The sequence below is a fragment of the Streptomyces sp. P1-3 genome, assembly GCF_050613155.1.
In the GTDB taxonomy this organism is placed as follows: Bacteria; Actinomycetota; Actinomycetes; order Streptomycetales; family Streptomycetaceae; genus Streptomyces.
Map to the genome: position 1 here is coordinate 3,524,345 of NZ_CP192512.1, position 15,772 is coordinate 3,540,116.

Sequence of the window (15,772 nt, forward strand, 5' to 3'; positions counted from 1 at the left end):
TAACTGGGATCAGCGTGCAAGCGTGCGCGTCAAGCCACGTCGAGTGCTTTCACAGGCGGCCGAAGGCCAGGTGTATTTCCCGCCCGAACTCGTTCCCGTGGTGTCCCACCCGATCGTTCGCAGCGCCGCTCCGGAGACGGTGCACCGCATCCTCGTCCAACGGCTCTACCACTACCTGCACTTCACCACGGAGCTGGAATCCGTCGCCGTACTGCCCGTGACCGTGGACCTCAGCCGGGGCCGGGACGATCTGAACCTGTGCGCCGCCATGCGGGAGGACGCCTTCAAGATCTCGACGGACGAGGCGTGGCACGCCCAGTTCTCCCATGACCTCATGGCCCAGGTCGCGGCGGAGACCGGGATCGCCCACCGGCTGCCCGAACCCGCCTTCATCCGGCGGCTGGAGGAGATCCGGGCGGCGATGGAGCCCGAGTTGCGCGGCACCGAGTCCCTCGCGTTCTGCATCGTCAGCGAGACACTCATCTCGGCCATCCTCGCCGATCTCCCGCAGGACCGCAGGCTGCCCGCCGCGGTCCGCGACGTGGTCCGCGACCACGCCGAGGACGAGGGCAAGCACCACGCCTACTTCCGCGGCGTGCTGAAGCACTTCTGGCACTCCCTGAGCCCCGGCCAGCGGCAGCGGCTAGGGCCCTGGCTGCCCGAGCTGGTCACGGCCTTCCTCGAACCGGACTACCCGGCGACGGCCCGCTCCCTGCTCACGGCCGGCCTCACCGCCGCGCAGGCGGAAGCCGTACTGGCCGAGTCGTACCCGGCCCTGACCGTCCGGGCCTCCATAGCCGACGCCAGCCGTACCACCGTCCGCTACTTCGCGGAGGTCGGCGCCCTGGACGACCCCGCGACTCTCGACGCCTTTCAGGCAGCCGGGCTGACCACCGGGCTCTCCCTGTGAGCCCTCGACCGAATCGGAAGGACCGCACCGCGGTGAACACGGACAGCAGCCTCGGCACGGCCGCCGCCTCCGACGTACTCCACGACATCCCGCCCGCCCTGGTGCGGACGGTGACCCGCTCGGACACCAAGGCACAGCTCTACGGGGTGGACAACTACTTCCGCGAGAGCAGCTGGCTCTTCGGCGACGACCTCGACGACGTCCTGCGCACCACCCTGTGCGTGCTCAAGCCCGAGGCCGCGGCCGGCCGCCGCTACCGCCCGGCCCTCGACGCCCTGCGGGACAACGGCTTCCGCCCGGTCGACGTGGTCCGCTTCCGGCACAACCGCCTCACCGTCCGGGAGACCTGGCGCTTCCAGCTGAACTTCGCCAGCCGCGAGCGGATCGACGCGATGGACCTCGTCCTCGGCACCGCCGACTCGGTGCTGCTGGTGCTCAGGGACGAGCGGTGGACGCCGGACAGCGTTCCGGCCGCCGTCCGGCTGACCGCCCTCAAGGGACCGTCGGACCCGGCGCAGCGCCGCCCTGAACACCTGCGCAGCCGACTCGGCGCCGTCAACGGCCTGTTCAACTTCACCCACACCTCGGACGAGCCGATCGACGTGATGCGCGAGATCGCCATCGTGTGCGACGCGGACCGCCGGCAGCTGCTGCGCACCAGGATCCGGGACGGATTCGACGCGGTGCCCGAGGCCGTCGCGGCCTTCGAGGCCCTGGAGGCCGAGGTCCCGGCGCACGACCTCGACCTGGAGAACAGCTGGCGGCGGCTGGCCGGTGCCGAGGGGCACGTGGGCGACCTGGCGCGCGCCCGGGCCGCGGGTCGAGAGGTCCCCGCGACCGAGGTCGCGGCGGCGGTCAGAGCGCGCGTCGCCGACCCCGGACAGCACTGGGACCTGCTCAGCGTGCTGACGCACACCCTCCGCTTCAACGAACCGGGCATCGAGCGCATCTTCCCCAACGTGCTGCTCTCCTCCTGGCAGGACGCCTCGGCGGTCGGTGCATGAACGGGCTCCCGGAAGCGCTCGCCGGGCTCCGGTCGGCCCACCGGACACCGGCCGGGTTCGACGCCTTCTGGCGGGACACCCGCACAGCGGAGTCGCACCCGCTGGACCCGGTCTTCACCGAGACCCCCACCGCGCTGACGGCCGCCACCGTCCACGATGTCTCCTTCGCCGGCGCGCGAGGCCACCGCATCGCGGCCTGGCTGATCGTGCCCCGGCACGCCGCGGCCGGCGATCCGGCCGCACGGCCCCCCGTACCGTGCGTGGTGCAGTTCCTCGGCTACGGCGAGGGGCGCGGGGCCCCGCTCGACTGGCTGCTGTGGCCCGCGGTCGGCCTGGCCACCCTGGTGGTCGACACCCGAGGGCAGGGCGGCGCCAACCTGCGGCCCGGGGACACCCCCGATCCGGTGGGCCAGATCCACCCGCAGATACCGGGCTTCGTCACCCGCGGCCTGCTGGACCCGGCCGAGTACTACTACCGGGACGCCTACGTCGACGCCGTGCGCGCGGTGGACACCGCCCTCGCGCACCGGGCGGTGGACCCCGACCGGATCGCCGTCTCCGGGTGCAGCCAGGGGGGCCTGCTGTCACTCGCCGCCGCGGCCCTGCACGACAGGGTGGCGGCCGCCCTGGTCGAGTCCCCGTTCCTGTGCGACGTGACCGCCCCGGCGCAGTTCCCGGACCGGCAGCCCTACCGCGAGCTGCTGCGCTTCTGCCAGTTCCATCCGCAGCACGCCGAGCGCGCCCTGGAGACGCTGGCCTTCTTCGACGGCGTCGCGCTGGCCGAACGGGCCGTGTGCCCCGCCCTGTTCTCCCTTGGGCTGCGCGACCAGGTCTGCTCCCCGGCCTCCGTCGCGGCGACCTATCACCATTACGCCGGGCCGAAGCAGATCAGCGTCTGGCCGTTCGCCGGACACGCCGAGCCCAACGGCTACCAGCGCCGGGCCGAGGTGGAGTTCCTCACCAGGGTTCTCGACACCCGCACCGGTATCCACGCGGTGCCGTCCGGCGCGGCACCGGTGTCCTGAAGAGAGGGAAGCGTACGTGCTGTCCGAAGCGTTGCCAGACCAGAAGCGGCTCAGCGAGGTCGACCAGGAAGTCCTCGGGCAGGTCACCTGGTCGCCGGAGAAGGCGCGGCTCTACTCCGTGGAGCAGTACTTCCGGGAAAGCTGCTGGACATTCGGCGGCGACCTGCCGCGGATGCTCGGCATCACGCTGTGCATGCTCAAGGCCGAGGCCACCGCGGGCCGTCGGCTCCGCTCCGCGGTCCAGGCCCTGGCAGGCGCCGGGTTCCGGCCGGTCGACGTGGTGGTCTTCCGCCACGACCGGATGACCATACGGGAGGTCTGGCGCCACCATTTCAACATCGCCACCCGCGACAGGGTCGAGGCGATGGACCTGATCCTGCCCACCGCGGACACGGTCTGCCTGGTCCTGAAGGACACCGAGTGGGAGCCGGGCCGCATGCCCGCCGCCATCCGCCTGAACTCCCTCAAGGGCCCCGCCGACCCCCACGGGCGCCGCCCCGAGCACCTCCGCCACCAACTCGGCGTGGTCAACGGCCTGTTCAACTTCATGCACTGCTCGGACGAGACCATCGACGTGTTCCGGGAGATCGCCGTCCTGTGCGACGAGGACCGCCGCGCCCTCATGCGCGACCGGATCCGCGCCGATCACGACGCCCTCCCCGAGGTGCTGGCCGCCTTCGACACGCTCGAACGCGACCACCCGGCCCACGACTTCGACTACGAGCTCAGCTGGAAGCGGCTCGCCGGGGTGCCCGGCGCCCCTGGCGAGCTCGCCACGCGCCGGGCCGCGGGCGAGGAGGTCGGGCTGACGGAGGTGCTGGCGGCCACCCGCCGCCTGCCGTACGACCACCCCAACCGCTGGGACCTGCTGACCGTGATCACCCACCTGCTGGAGGTCATGAACGTCCCGGGCGTGGCCACGGGCGTGCCGAACGTCACCGCCGACTGGGGCGGACCGAGGTGACGGCGGAACCCCGGCTGCTCACCGTCAACCTCGGTGTGGAGCGCACCGGGGCGTGGACGTCCAACGGGCGCAGCGGGATCGACAAGCGGCCGGTGCCCGGCCCGGTCATGGCCCGGTCCCATGGGCTCGAAGGGGACCTGATCGTCAACACCAAGGCGCACGGCGGCGTCGACAAGGCGGTGTACGCGTTCGCGCGCGAGGACGCCGGTTACTGGGAGCGGGAGCTCGGCCGCACCGTCTCCCCCGGCAACTTCGGCGAGAACTTCTCCACCGTCGGTCTCGACATCACCGGCGCGGAGATCGGTGAGCGCTGGCGGATCGGCGGGGCGGTCTTCGAGGTGATCCGCCCCCGCAAGCCCTGCCGGGTCTTCGCGGGCTTCTGGGACGTCCCTGACCTGGTCAAACGGTTCATCGCGAACGGCGCGCCGGGTGCCTACCTCCGCGTCCTCACCGAGGGCGAGGTGTCACCGGGCGATCCGATCGAGGTGATCAAGCGGCCCGGCCACGGCATCACGGTGAACCTGATGCTGCGGGCGCTGACCACGGAGCGGGAGCTGCTGCCGCGGATGCTGGAGGCGCCCGAGATGCTCCCCAAGATCCAGGAGAAGGCGCGGCGTTGGATCGCCGAGCAGCAGAGGGTGCCGCGGCACCCGCAGGAGCGACCGGAACACCACGTGGTGCACGTGAGGAAGGAAGAGGTACAGGCATGACTGTCACGGGGGACGCGTTGATCGACCCGGCCCGGTTGGCCAAGCTCGACTGGGAGGACCTCGCGGTCCTCCACGACCAGCTCGCGGAGCTGCTGGACGAACTGAGCACGTCCGAATGGCTCACCGCGGCCTTCGACCACGTCCTGGCCACGCCGGAGCTGCTGGTGCAGAGCGAGCGGCTACAGGAACTGGACCGGGTGGTTCTGGTGAACGACGCCGCGAGCGGCGTGCGCGTACGGCTGCACGTCTTCCGCAACCGCGAGTTCGACCGGCCGCACAACCACCGCTGGACCTTCGGCAACCGGGTGCTGGCGGGCAGCTACCGCCACTACCTGTACGGCGACTACGAGGACCTGACCACCGAGACCACGATCGGCTCGCCCTGCCTGGTCCGGGACGAGACACCGGGCACCGGCTACGTGATCCGGCACACCCTGGTGCACTCGGTCGCCGCGGTGCCCGACACCACCTCGCTGATCGTCCGCGGCCCGGCCGCCAAGGACCGCTTCGTGGTGATGAACAGCGAGACCGGCGAGGCGTGGTGGCAGTACGGGCACCACACGGAGGACGAGGCGGAGATCGCCAAGCGCCGTCTGGGCGCGGAGAAGGTCACCGCGATCCGCGATCTGCTCGTACGCCAGGGGGTAGTCCACTGAACGCCGGCCAGGAGGAGCGGAATTCCGTGTTCGCCCCCATCGAACTCGTCATCTTCGACTGCGACGGCGTGCTGGTCGACAGCGAGCCGCTCGCGGTCGAGATCCACACGGAACTCGGCGCCGAGCTCGGCTGGGCCGTGAGCCCTTCGGAGGTGGTGGAGCTCTTCGTCGGGAAGTCCGCCGTCTCCATCAGGGACATCATCGCCGCCCGGCTCGGGGCGGCCACCGCGGCCTTGTGGGACGAGGAGTTCCACCGGCGCCTGCGGGAGGCCTTCGAGAGCCGCCTGCGTCCGGTGGACGGGATCGCGGAAGCCCTCGCCACCCTCGACCTGCCCACCTGCGTGGCCTCCAGTGGGACCCATCCCAAGCTGCGTCACTCCCTGCGGCACGTGGGGCTGTACGAGCACTTCGCGGGCCGCGTCTTCAGCGCCACCGAGGTCACCCGGGGCAAACCGGCCCCGGACCTGTTCCTGCACGCGGCGGCGCGCATGGGCGCGGCCCCCGAGTCGTGCGCCGTGGTGGAGGACAGCGGATTCGGCGCACAGGCGGCGCGGGCGGCGGGGATGCGCTGCTTCGGCTACGCGGGTGGGCTGACACCGCGCGACCGGCTGGCCGGGCCGGGCACCGTGGTGTTCGAGGACATGCGGGAGCTGCCCCGGCTGCTCGCCGAGGCCGGCACCGGACTGCCGGGGGTGCTTCGATGACCTGCGAGATCGAGCGCAAGTTCCTCGTCCACGGCTTCGTCCCACCCGTCGCCGCGACCGCGCAGCGCGTCCGGCAGGGATACGTCGCGATCACCGAGGACGGCACGGAGGTCCGGGTCCGACGGGCGTCCGGCCACCACACGCTGACGGTCAAGAGCGGTATCGGCCTGACCCGCGTGGAGGTGGAACGGGAGATCGGCGCGGCGGACTTCGACGCGCTGTGGCCCGCCACGGCGTCGGCGCGGGTCGAGAAGGACCGCTACCGGATCACGGACGGTCCGCACACGATCGTCGTCGACGTCTACGACGGCGCACTGCGCGGGTTGTGCACCGCCGAGGTCGAGTTCACCTCCACCGAGCAGGCACGGCAGTACACGCCCCCCGGCTGGGTGGGCGAGGACATCACCGGCGTCGCCGGCTATCTCAACCGGTCGCTGGCCACGCACGGAATCCCCCCGTACGAAGACAACACGAGGAAAGACGACCATGGCCGCTAAGTCCCCCGTCCTCGACGACCTGGCCGCACTGCGCAGCCTCTCCAGCCTCCAGCCGCTGTTCAGCGTCGAGCGGTCGCTGTCGGCGATCGCCTCGCTCGGAGCCCGGGAGGCGGCCCGCTTCCTGGAGACGCTGCGGATGCGCACCCTGGTGATGTCCCGGCTCGCCCCGTACGCGGACCGCCCGGGTGTACGGCAGTGCATGGCCGCGATGCGTCCCAAGGCGGACAGCCTCCAGCGCATGCACAAGGTGCTGGACGCCAACCTGGAGATGCTCGACAAGATCGCCCGCGACGCGGGGTTGCAGTTCTTCGCGATCAAGGGGCTGGGGGCCCGCGCGACCTACTCCGACCCCGGCGTCCGCGACTTCAGCGACCTGGACGTGTTCGTGCGGACCCGGGCCGAGGCGAGCGTCCTGGTGCGGGCGCTGCGCACCGAGTTCGGCTACCAGTACCTGAAGGGCGAGCTGCCCTGGATCAAGTACGACCCGAGCGAGAACCTCGTGTACGGGCAGTTCCCGCTGGTCGTACCGGACGGCGCCGAGCAGCTGCTGAACGTGGACATCCACTTCGGCGACTACTCGGTGCGGCACAGCAGCCGGCTCGGGCTGACCGCGCAGCTGCCGGCGGGAGCCCCCGGACTCCATGTCCTGGCACCGGAGGAGAACCTCGGCTGTGTCGTGAACAACGCGGCGGGCGACTACTTCGTCACCGCCAAGGACACCAATGACCTCCTGATGGCGCTCTCCCTGCCGGAGTTCGACGTTCCGCGTTTCGCCGCGCGGCTGCGGCAGGGTGGTCTCGAGGGCTTCTTCGGCTTCATCGTGGCTGAGCTGCGGGCCGGCTCGGTCCTCACCGCGGCGCAGGAGGAGCGGCTGCGGGCCATGCCCTCGGTACGGACCCTGGAGCCGGTGCCGGACCCGCAAGAGCCGGACTGGGAGCGGCGCTGCCTGGGCACGACGGTGCACGCCTTCGAGGCCGGACGGCGGCGCGGCGGACTGGTCTCCGCCGTGCGGCTGGCGGTCGACGCGTACGGCTACTACCGGGACCGGCTGGCACTGAGCGCGGCCCCGTCGGCGGACCGGGAGGGTGCCGAGCCCTTCGAGCTGAACCCCTGGACCTGCGTACGCCTGGTGCCGGTGGACATCGCCGAGGACCTGCTCGCGGGCGGGCCGAGCCCGCTGTCGCCCGCCGCGCCCGGCCGTCCCAAGGCGCTCAAGGTGGATCCGGGCATCCAGCGGCTCGACACCCCGTCCGGCCAGTACGTCAGGATCGAGGACGAGACCTTCCTCGCCACCGTCGACTACGTGCTGCCCGCGGAGCTGATCGCCGGTGCCCGAGCGGTCGCCGCGGGCCAGGGCTGATGCTGGATCTCACCGGCCCGCCCCGGCCCTGGCCGCAGGCCCTGGTGCGCCGTTTCGGCGCGGCACACGACCGGGCACTGGAGAGGCCGGATCGCTGGGGCACACCACCTCCGCACGGTGACCCGGCGCTGCTGGAGCGGCTGGCCGAGCTGTTCGGCGCACCGCTCGGGCGGACGGTGGTCACCGGCGGGGTGCGCCAGTTCGCCGGGGGCTGGGCGGGACGCACCCGCACGGCGCTGGTGGAACGGCCGGGTTTCGCCGACATCGGTCTGGTCCTCGCGGGGGTGGCGGCCGTGCGCGCGCTGCCCTGGGAGGAGCTGCCCGGCGCCGCGCGGGGCAGCGCGGAGCGGGTGACGGTCTGGGTGACCAGTCCGTATCGCAACCCCGACGGGCGCTCGCTCGACGCGGCCGGACGTGCCGCCCTGACCGAACTGGCCCGGGCGGGCCACCACGTGGTGGTCAACCAGGTCTACCGGTGGTTCGCGCCGCCCGAGGAGCTGCCGCCCGGCTGCTGGGGCGTGACGTCGCTGGCGAAGCTGTGCGGTGGTGGCAGCCGGCTCGGATGGGCCACCGTGCCGGACGAGGACACCGTGCCGCCGACGCTGCGCGGCAGCGGGCCTGCCACGGTCTGGCAGCGGGCCTGGGCGGGGTTCCTCGACCGGCCGACACTCGCGTCGCTGTACCGGTCCTGTGTCGAACCCACGTTGGAGTCGCGGCAGATCTTCACGGACCGGCTCGGCGAACTGCTGGGCTGGGAGTTCACCGGGGGTGGCATGTCCCTGCTGCTGTCCTGGCGGGGCGCCGCGGAAGAACAGGTGCTGGCGACGCTCGCCGAGCAGGAGCTCATGGTGGGGCCCGGTTCGGCGTTCGACGCGGACCGGGGATCGGTGCGGCTCGCGTTCTCCGGCATCGACACGGCCGGCGCGGTGCTGGCCGCCGACCGGGTGGCCCGGCTGGCGGCCGGAGCCGCCGGAGCGCTGGCGCCCGTACGGTAGCCCCTCCGTCACTCCGGCCGCGGCTCGTCCCCGGGACGGGTCACAGGGGGGTACGGGCGTACGCGGTCACCCAGTTGAGGTCGCGGTGGCCGGCTCCGTAGCGCTTCCGCTCGTTGACGACCCGCACATCGGGCCCGGCGAAGCCGGTGGTGTCCAGCAGACGGCGGACCCGGTCCGCGGTCTGGTAGCGGAAGAAGCGGGCGGCGTCGGCGCTGAAGGACTCGACGAACTCCTCCTCGCCCTCCCCCTCCTTGAAGCTGACGAACAGCGCCCCACCGGGACGCAGCACGCGGTGGAACTCGGACAACGCCTCCTTCACGTGCTCGTCCTTGAGATGCAGCAGCGTGGCCTGGCACCAGACGCCCGCGAAGGCGCCGTCGGCGAAGTCCAGCTCGCACACATCCATGCGGCGGAAGTCGAAGCCGGGGTGGAGCTCGCGGGCCCGGGCGAGGAAGGGCTCGCTCAGATCGATACCGGTCACCGCCATGCCCCGGGCCGCGAGCAGGGCCGTGTCGCGGCCGAAGGCACAGCCGGCGTCCAGGACCGGCCCCGCCGGGTCGGGCAGCAGCATGGCGAAAGTGTCGAGTTCCGCGTCCGGGACCATGCCCTTGGTGGCGGTCTCGTACTTGTCGACGCTGTGGCTGTACGCGGCGAGAGTGCGCGAGAGGTAGTCAAACACCCCTGAAACCTACTCCGATGATCGCCGGTCAACGCGGATCCGTGTCGAATGGTTTCGCTCTCCGGTCACATTCGTCCGCCGCGATCCGTCATGGCACTGAAGACGGATTGAGCATCCCGAAAGGAAGACCGGCCATGGAAGCACATGCGACCGCCACGGAGAAGATGACGCGTTCGCGGATGTCCGACCCCGCCGAGCTCGTCCCCGAGCTCGCGGAGGTGAGCAACTGGCTGTTCAAGGCCACCGGCAACCAGTCGGTTCCGCGGACCACGATCGGCCTGGTCCACCTGCGCGCCGGCCAGATCGCCGGCAACACCTACCTGACCGTCATGCACTCGGGCAACCTGCGCAAGGCCGGGGAGTCCGAGGAGCGGATCGCCGCGGTGGCGTCCTGGCGGGACGCGCCGTACTTCACCGACGCCGAGCGTGCCGCGCTGGCGCTGGTGGAGGCCGTGCTCCGGCCGTCCGCGGACGGCGAGAGGGTCTCTGACGAGCTGTACGCCGAGGTGTCCGAGCACTATGACGCGAAGGCGCTCGCCACGCTGACGATCGCGATCGGCCAGGTCAACTTCTTCATCTCCCTCGCCGTCGTCGGCAAGCCGCTGCCCGGCAAGTCGTTCGCCGAGCAGTGGACGTAGGACGAACTCGATTCCGCGAGGTGAAGAGCCGGGGCGTGCGCGGTCCGCGCACGCCCCTGCCTCACCCCTTGACGGCGTGGCACGAGTCACATTTCAGCGACTAGGGTGAGCGGTCGCGGACAACCCACCATCGGTTGCTCAGGGCACTTTTCCCTTGGTGCGCCTCGGCAGGCAATATGGCGCCATGTCTAATCTCCGCTCAAACATCATCTCCTGGCTGACCCGCAAGTACTTTTCAAGACTTCAAAAGAACGGCAGCCTGGATCTGTCCAAGATGTCGTTTCTGCCGGAGTCCACCCTGATGCCGCTGCGGCGCGAGGGCGTCGACCCCGTCCCCGCCCTGGCCGCACGGCGCGCCAAGGAGCCGATCAGCGCGCTTTCCCTGCCATTTGGAATGAATGGCTGGCTTGTCACGGGATACGCCGAATGCAAGGCAGTACTCGGCAAGGCAACCGATTTCAGTACGGATTTCGCCAACCTTGCGGGAAATGCCGGGATCTCCGCGCAGCAGAATCCCGGCGGCCTCGGTTTCAGTGATCCACCGACACACACGAGATTGCGGCGCCTGCTGACCCCGGAGTTCACGATGCGCCGGCTGAACAGGCTGACTCCGCGGATCCACGGGCTGGTGGAGGAGCGGCTCGACGCGATGGCGGCGATGGACGGGCCGGTGGACCTGGTGGCGGAGTTCGCGTTCCCGATCCCCTCCCTCGTCATATGCGAGCTGCTCGGGGTGCCGTACGAGGACCGCGAGGACTTCCAGCGGCTGAGCACCGCGCGCTTCGACCTGTTCAGCGGGGCCGGTGCCTCATTCGGCGCGATATCGGACTCGCTGTCGTATCTGCGTGACATCGTCAAGAAGCAGCGCGAGAACCCGGGCGACGGGCTGCTGGGCATGATCGTGCGCGAGCACGGCGACGCCATCGACGACGAGGAGCTGACGGGACTGGCCGACGGGGTGCTGACGGGCGGCCTGGAGACCACCGCGAGCATGCTGGCGCTCGGCACGCTCGTCCTCCTCCAGCACCCGGAGCACTTCGCGTCGCTGCGCGATGACGACGACGTGGTGGACGACTTCGTGGAGGAGCTGCTGCGCTATCTGACCGTCGTGCAGGTGGCGTTCCCGCGCTTCGCCAAGGAGGACATGGAGATCGCGGGCACCAGGATCTCCCGCGGTGACCTGGTGCTCTGCTCGCTCAGCGGCGCCAACCGCGACGAGGGGCTGGGCCCGGACATGGAGCGCTTCGATCCGCACCGCGCCAGCCCGTCCCACCTCGCGTTCGGGCACGGCATCCACCGGTGCATCGGCGCCGAGCTGGCCCGTATGGAACTGCGTGCGGGACTTCCCGCCCTCGTACGGCGCTTCCCGCACATGCGCCTCGCCGTCCCGCCGCACGAGTTGTCGTTCCGGAAGCTCTCCATCGTCTACGGCGTCGACGCGCTGCCCCTGCTGCTGAAGTAGCCCGCCTCTGCCGAAACAGCCGCCGCAAGTGATTCCAGGCCGGTCACCAGCGCTCGACCAGATGCTCACGGCCGGCCGGAGGCTCGTACGGCTCCGGCCAGAAGTCCGTGATCGTCTGAATGCGTCCGTCGGACGCCGCCGTGAAGAAACCGATGCCCTGGGTCTCCTCCTCTCCGATGGTGAAGCGGATCCAGGACACCGCCTGATCGCCGTCGGCGACGATCCGCTCGACCTCCAGGCTCCACTCCCCCGGGTACTCGGCGTTGAAGCGGACCACGTTGTCCCGGCCGGTGACGCGCTCGCGCGTCTGCGGAAGCTCGTAGCTGACATCGGCGGCGAGCGTGGCGGCGAAAGCGTGCCAGTCACGTGCCTGGGCCGTCGCCCAATAGGTCTCGACGGTCCTGCGTATGTCGCCCATCGGTCCTCCGCTCGGTGTGTACGCCTCGTTCCCGCTCCGAGTGTGCCGTGCCCCACTGACAAGTCCCGCGCCGGAGGCCCGCCTGGCTAGGGGCGGGAGGCCTTCAGGGAGTACATCAACGGAACGCGCGGACGGTCGGCGGGCAGCCTGAAGTAGCCGTCGTCGCCGCGGCGCAGCGACTCGAAGCGCTGGAAGAGCGTCATGTCGTGCTCGTGGAGGAACTCGATACGCAGCCCGGCCGCGGCGAGCGCGGAGACGACATCGCCGAGCGGGTGCTGCCACTGGACGTTGCGGTTGTTGACGGTCGCGGCGTCGAAGTCCGTGTACGTCCCCGGGGTTTCGTCGATCCACGGCTCGCGGCTGAAGTAGTCGTGGGCCACGCCGGAGGCGGTCTCGTAGTCGAGGACGTCGGTGAAGGGATGGAACTCGGCGAGGTAGAGGAAGCCGCCGGGAGCCACGAGGTGGGCGGCGGTCTCGGCCCAGCGGTCGATGTCAGGGAGCCAGCACAGCGCGCCGCCGCCCGTGTAGACGATGTCGTACGAGGAGTCGGGCACGGCCTCGGCGGCGTCGTAGACGTCGGCGGCGACGAAGGAGGCGCGGTCGGGGCCGAGACCGACTTCGGCCGCCAGTTCGCGGGCGGTCTCCACGGCCGGTTCGGAGAAGTCGAGGCCGACGACGTGGGCGGCGCCGTGCCGGGCCCAGGAGAGGGTGTCGAGGCCGAAGTGGCACTGGAGGTGGAGGAGGGCGCGGCCGCTGACGTCGCCCACCTCGGCGAGCTCGAAGTCGCGGAGGCTGTCCTCGCCCCGGCGGAAGGCGTCGAGATCGTAGAAATCGCTGGCGACGTGTATCGGAACGCGCTCGTCCCACATTGCGCGGTTGGCGTCGCGCCAGTCGTCGGGGGGCGAAGGTCTGTGCATGTGCCGGAGGTTATCCACAGGTACGGGCCGGCACCAGCGGGTTGTGCGCGCGTCGGCGCAGAATGGGGGGCATGGCTGAGAGCACAGAGTCCATGCCGGACTGGGAGAAGCGCTTCAGGGCGCCGCGAGTGGGGTTGCCGGACTGGGCGGAGGACGCCCCGGACCGCGCGCTGTTCGTCTCGAACGCGACGGGCACGTTCGAGTTGTACGCGTGGGACCGGGCGACGGGCGCGCGGCGGCAGGTGACGGACCGGCCGAACGGCACGACGGACGGTGTGCTGTCGCCGGACGGGGAGTGGATCTGGTGGTTCTCGGACACCGACGGGGACGAGTTCGGCATATGGATGCGGCAGCCGTTCGCCGCGGCGGCAGGCGACGGCCTGGGACTGGGACTGGGACTGGACGGTACCGGCGCGGACGGTGACGGTGACCGTGCCGGCGCGGACGGTGCCGGTGCCGGCGTGGGGGCGGACGAGCCGGCCACGCCCGGCCTGGCGGCTTCGTACCCCGCCGGGCTGGCGCTCGGGCGGGACGGGACGGCGGTCGTCGGGCGCTCCACCGACGAGGAGGGATCGACGATCCATGTCGTGCCGGCCGGCGGCGAACCGCGCGAGGTCTACCGGCACCGCGAGTCCGCCGGGGTGGGCGACCTGTCGCACGACGGCACCCTGATCGCGATAGAGCACACCGAGCACGGTGACGCGATGCACTCGGCGATCCGGGTCGTCCGCCTCGACGGCTCTCCGGTCGCGGAGCTGGACGACACCGAGCAGGGCACCCAGGAGCTGGGTCTGTCGGTGATGGGCTTCGCGCCGGTCTCCGGGGACGCGCGGCTGCTGGTCGGCCACCAGCGACGCGGCCGCTGGGAGCCGATGGTGTGGGACCCGCTGACGGGCGAGGAGACGGCGCTGGCGATCGACCTGCCGGGGGACGTGGGCGCGGAGTGGTATCCGGATGGGACCGCGCTGCTGGTCGAGCACAGCTACCAGGCGCGCGGCGAACTGTGGCGGTACGAGCTGGCGTCGGGCGAGCTGACCCGGATCGAGACCCCGACCGGGACGATATCGGGGGCGACGGCCCGGCCGGACGGCACGATCGAGTTCCTGTGGTCGTCCGCCGCCGAGCCGCCGCAGGTGCGGTCGACCAGCGGGCGGACCGTGCTCGACCCTCCGGGCTTCAAGGCGCCGGATTCCGTCCCCGTGGCGGACATATGGGTCGAAGGGCCGGGCGGTGCGGTGCACGCGCTGGTGCAGAAGCCGGAGGGCGAGGGGCCGTTCCCCACGGTCTTCGACATCCACGGCGGACCCACCTGGCACGACAGCGACGCGTTCGCGGCGGGACCGGCGGCCTGGGTGGACCACGGGTTCGCGGTGGTGCGGGTGAACTACCGCGGCTCCACGGGATACGGCCGGGCGTGGACGGACGCGCTCAAGCACCGGGTCGGGCTGATCGAGCTGGAGGACATCGCGGCCGTCCGGGAGTGGGCCGTGGAGTCGGGGCTGGCCGACCCCGCGCGACTGGTGCTCGCCGGCGGTTCATGGGGCGGCTATCTGACCCTGCTCGGCCTCGGCACGCAGCCGGACGCGTGGGCGGTGGGCCTGGCGGCGGTGCCGGTCGCGGACTACGTCACGGCGTACCACGACGAGATGGAGGCGCTGAAGGCGATGGACCGTACGCTGCTCGGCGGGACTCCGGAGGAGGTGCCGGAGCGGTTCGAGGCGTCGTCTCCGCTGACCTACGTGGACCAGGTGCGGGCGCCGGTCTACATCTCGGCCGGGGTCAACGACCCCCGCTGCCCGATACGGCAGGTGGAGAACTACGTGGAGCGCCTGGAGCGGCGCGGCGCCACCCATGAGGTGTACCGCTACGACGCCGGGCACGGCTCACTCGTCGTCGAGGAGCGGATCAAGCAGCTCCGGCTGGAGATCGAGTTCGCCCAGCGTCATCTGGATCCCGCGCAGGGTCCTCTGGCGTGATGCCGAGGTCGATGTCCCGGGCCGCCTCCGCCTCCCGGCGGAAGAGGCGCAACCACATGAAGACGACGAAGCCCACGAAGACGAACCACTCACCGGTGTAACCGAGATTCTGGAACGCCTTGAGGTCCAGTCCGGTGCCTTCGGCCACGGCCGGCGGCACCGGGCGCAGGGCACCGGGCGCCGAGGAGGAGGTGATCCACGCGTCGTACACGTCGTAGGGCACCAGATTGACCAGCGATGCCGCGCTGATCATGCCCAGCTGGCCGTTCGGCAGGCCACCGCCCGCGTGCACGCCGTCGGTGCCCTGGTTCTCGGACGCCTGGAGGGGACCGGTCACCGTCACCTCACCCGAAGGCGGTGCGGGTACCTCGGCACGGCGGGCCTTGTCGTCGGCGTCTCCGGGCAGCCAGCCCCGGACGACGGGCACCGCCTTGCCGCCACCATCGTCCGTGCGCAGCGGTGTGAGCACGTAGAAGCCGTTGCGCTCATCGAGGCGGCGGTCCGGGACGAGGAACTGGTGCTCCGCGTCGTACCGGCCGGTGACGGACGCCTCCCGACCGGAGGTCTCCTTGGTGACCGGCAGCAGGTCGCGCAGCGGCGCGGCCGGGGCCTTCTCGACGTCGGCGGCGTGGTCCTGCTGCTCCTGGTGTGAGTCGACGCGCGCCTCGAAGCGGCTGAGCTGCCAGCTGCCCATGACGAGGCACACCGGGATGGCCAGCACGGCGAACACGTTGATCGCCCACCAGCGGGGCGTCAGCAGAAACCGATACACACCACCACGGTACGGGCCTGTCCTGGCGGCGCTGTACGGGCCCCCGCCCGTGGGTGACGCGGGGCGTTCCGGAGGTTCCTGTGGT

The 15,772-nt window shown here is 71.2% G+C and carries 17 protein-coding genes; 13 read left to right on the forward strand and 4 right to left on the reverse strand.

Going from position 1 to position 15,772, the window contains the following annotated elements; genetic code table 11:
- Window positions 1-22 precede the first annotated feature (22 nt).
- Genes ACQUSR_RS14885 through ACQUSR_RS14930 form a run of 10 tightly spaced genes read left to right on the forward strand, consistent with a single transcriptional unit; the run spans window position 23 to window position 8,825 of the window.
- Window positions 23-910, forward strand: coding sequence for a diiron oxygenase (locus ACQUSR_RS14885; RefSeq protein ID WP_431043043.1), 888 nt, complete (start codon window positions 23-25; stop codon window positions 908-910).
- Between the two features lie 32 nt (window positions 911-942).
- On the forward strand, window positions 943-1,914 hold the full coding sequence (locus tag ACQUSR_RS14890) for a hypothetical protein (RefSeq protein WP_431043044.1): 972 nt from the start codon (window positions 943-945) through the stop codon (window positions 1,912-1,914).
- The gene (locus ACQUSR_RS14895) at window positions 1,911-2,939 is read left to right on the forward strand and encodes an acetylxylan esterase (RefSeq protein ID WP_431043045.1); all 1,029 of its coding nucleotides are present in this window, start codon (window positions 1,911-1,913) and stop codon (window positions 2,937-2,939) included. Before ACQUSR_RS14890 ends, ACQUSR_RS14895 begins: the two co-directional genes overlap by 4 nt.
- Window positions 2,940-2,955: 16 nt before the next feature.
- Window positions 2,956-3,903 carry a hypothetical protein gene (locus tag ACQUSR_RS14900; RefSeq protein WP_431043046.1) on the forward strand — a complete coding sequence of 316 codons (948 nt, stop codon included), beginning with the start codon at window positions 2,956-2,958 and terminating at the stop codon, window positions 3,901-3,903.
- Window positions 3,900-4,613 carry an MOSC domain-containing protein gene (locus ACQUSR_RS14905; protein ID WP_431043047.1) on the forward strand — a complete coding sequence of 238 codons (714 nt, stop codon included), beginning with the start codon at window positions 3,900-3,902 and terminating at the stop codon, window positions 4,611-4,613. The genes ACQUSR_RS14900 and ACQUSR_RS14905 overlap by 4 nt, the downstream gene beginning before the upstream one ends.
- Window positions 4,610-5,269, forward strand: a complete 660-nt coding sequence (locus ACQUSR_RS14910) for a hypothetical protein (RefSeq protein WP_431043048.1) — start codon at window positions 4,610-4,612, stop codon at window positions 5,267-5,269. Before ACQUSR_RS14905 ends, ACQUSR_RS14910 begins: the two co-directional genes overlap by 4 nt.
- A 26-nt stretch (window positions 5,270-5,295) precedes the next feature.
- A complete protein-coding gene (locus tag ACQUSR_RS14915) occupies window positions 5,296-5,973 on the forward strand; it encodes an HAD family hydrolase (protein ID WP_431043049.1) in 678 nt (225 codons plus the stop codon).
- Window positions 5,970-6,470, forward strand: a complete 501-nt coding sequence (locus tag ACQUSR_RS14920; RefSeq protein WP_431043050.1) for a CYTH domain-containing protein — start codon at window positions 5,970-5,972, stop codon at window positions 6,468-6,470. Before ACQUSR_RS14915 ends, ACQUSR_RS14920 begins: the two co-directional genes overlap by 4 nt.
- The gene (locus ACQUSR_RS14925) at window positions 6,460-7,830 is read left to right on the forward strand and encodes a nucleotidyltransferase family protein (protein ID WP_431043051.1); all 1,371 of its coding nucleotides are present in this window, start codon (window positions 6,460-6,462) and stop codon (window positions 7,828-7,830) included. Before ACQUSR_RS14920 ends, ACQUSR_RS14925 begins: the two co-directional genes overlap by 11 nt.
- Window positions 7,830-8,825, forward strand: a complete 996-nt coding sequence (locus ACQUSR_RS14930) for an aminotransferase class I/II-fold pyridoxal phosphate-dependent enzyme (protein ID WP_431043052.1) — start codon at window positions 7,830-7,832, stop codon at window positions 8,823-8,825. Before ACQUSR_RS14925 ends, ACQUSR_RS14930 begins: the two co-directional genes overlap by 1 nt.
- Window positions 8,826-8,865: 40 nt before the next feature.
- Here ACQUSR_RS14930 and ACQUSR_RS14935 read toward each other — a convergent pair whose 3' ends face one another.
- The gene (locus ACQUSR_RS14935; protein ID WP_431043053.1) at window positions 8,866-9,504 is read right to left on the reverse strand and encodes a class I SAM-dependent methyltransferase; all 639 of its coding nucleotides are present in this window, start codon (window positions 9,502-9,504) and stop codon (window positions 8,866-8,868) included.
- A gap of 134 nt (window positions 9,505-9,638) precedes the next feature.
- Here ACQUSR_RS14935 and ACQUSR_RS14940 point away from each other — a divergent pair, with 134 nt between their 5' ends.
- Both ACQUSR_RS14940 and ACQUSR_RS14945 read left to right on the forward strand, forming a co-directional pair.
- Window positions 9,639-10,142, forward strand: coding sequence for a carboxymuconolactone decarboxylase family protein (locus ACQUSR_RS14940; RefSeq protein WP_431043054.1), 504 nt, complete (start codon window positions 9,639-9,641; stop codon window positions 10,140-10,142).
- 184 nt (window positions 10,143-10,326) lie between these two features.
- Entirely contained in the window at window positions 10,327-11,604 is a 1,278-nt protein-coding gene (locus tag ACQUSR_RS14945; protein WP_431043055.1) for a cytochrome P450, read from the forward strand.
- Window positions 11,605-11,647: 43 nt separating this feature from the next.
- Here ACQUSR_RS14945 and ACQUSR_RS14950 read toward each other — a convergent pair whose 3' ends face one another.
- Window positions 11,648-12,022, reverse strand: coding sequence for a nuclear transport factor 2 family protein (locus tag ACQUSR_RS14950; RefSeq protein ID WP_431043056.1), 375 nt, complete (start codon window positions 12,020-12,022; stop codon window positions 11,648-11,650).
- 86 nt (window positions 12,023-12,108) lie between these two features.
- On the reverse strand, window positions 12,109-12,939 hold the full coding sequence (locus ACQUSR_RS14955) for a class I SAM-dependent methyltransferase (RefSeq protein WP_431043057.1): 831 nt from the start codon (window positions 12,937-12,939) through the stop codon (window positions 12,109-12,111).
- Window positions 12,940-13,001: 62 nt separating this feature from the next.
- On the opposite strand from ACQUSR_RS14955, the gene ACQUSR_RS14960 reads away from it, so the two are divergent.
- A complete protein-coding gene (locus ACQUSR_RS14960; RefSeq protein ID WP_431043058.1) occupies window positions 13,002-14,915 on the forward strand; it encodes a S9 family peptidase in 1,914 nt (637 codons plus the stop codon).
- Here ACQUSR_RS14960 and ACQUSR_RS14965 read toward each other — a convergent pair.
- Window positions 14,845-15,687, reverse strand: a complete 843-nt coding sequence (locus ACQUSR_RS14965) for an SURF1 family protein (RefSeq protein ID WP_431043059.1) — start codon at window positions 15,685-15,687, stop codon at window positions 14,845-14,847. The two genes, ACQUSR_RS14960 and ACQUSR_RS14965, sit on opposite strands and share 71 nt — an antisense overlap.
- Window positions 15,688-15,772 lie beyond the last annotated feature (85 nt).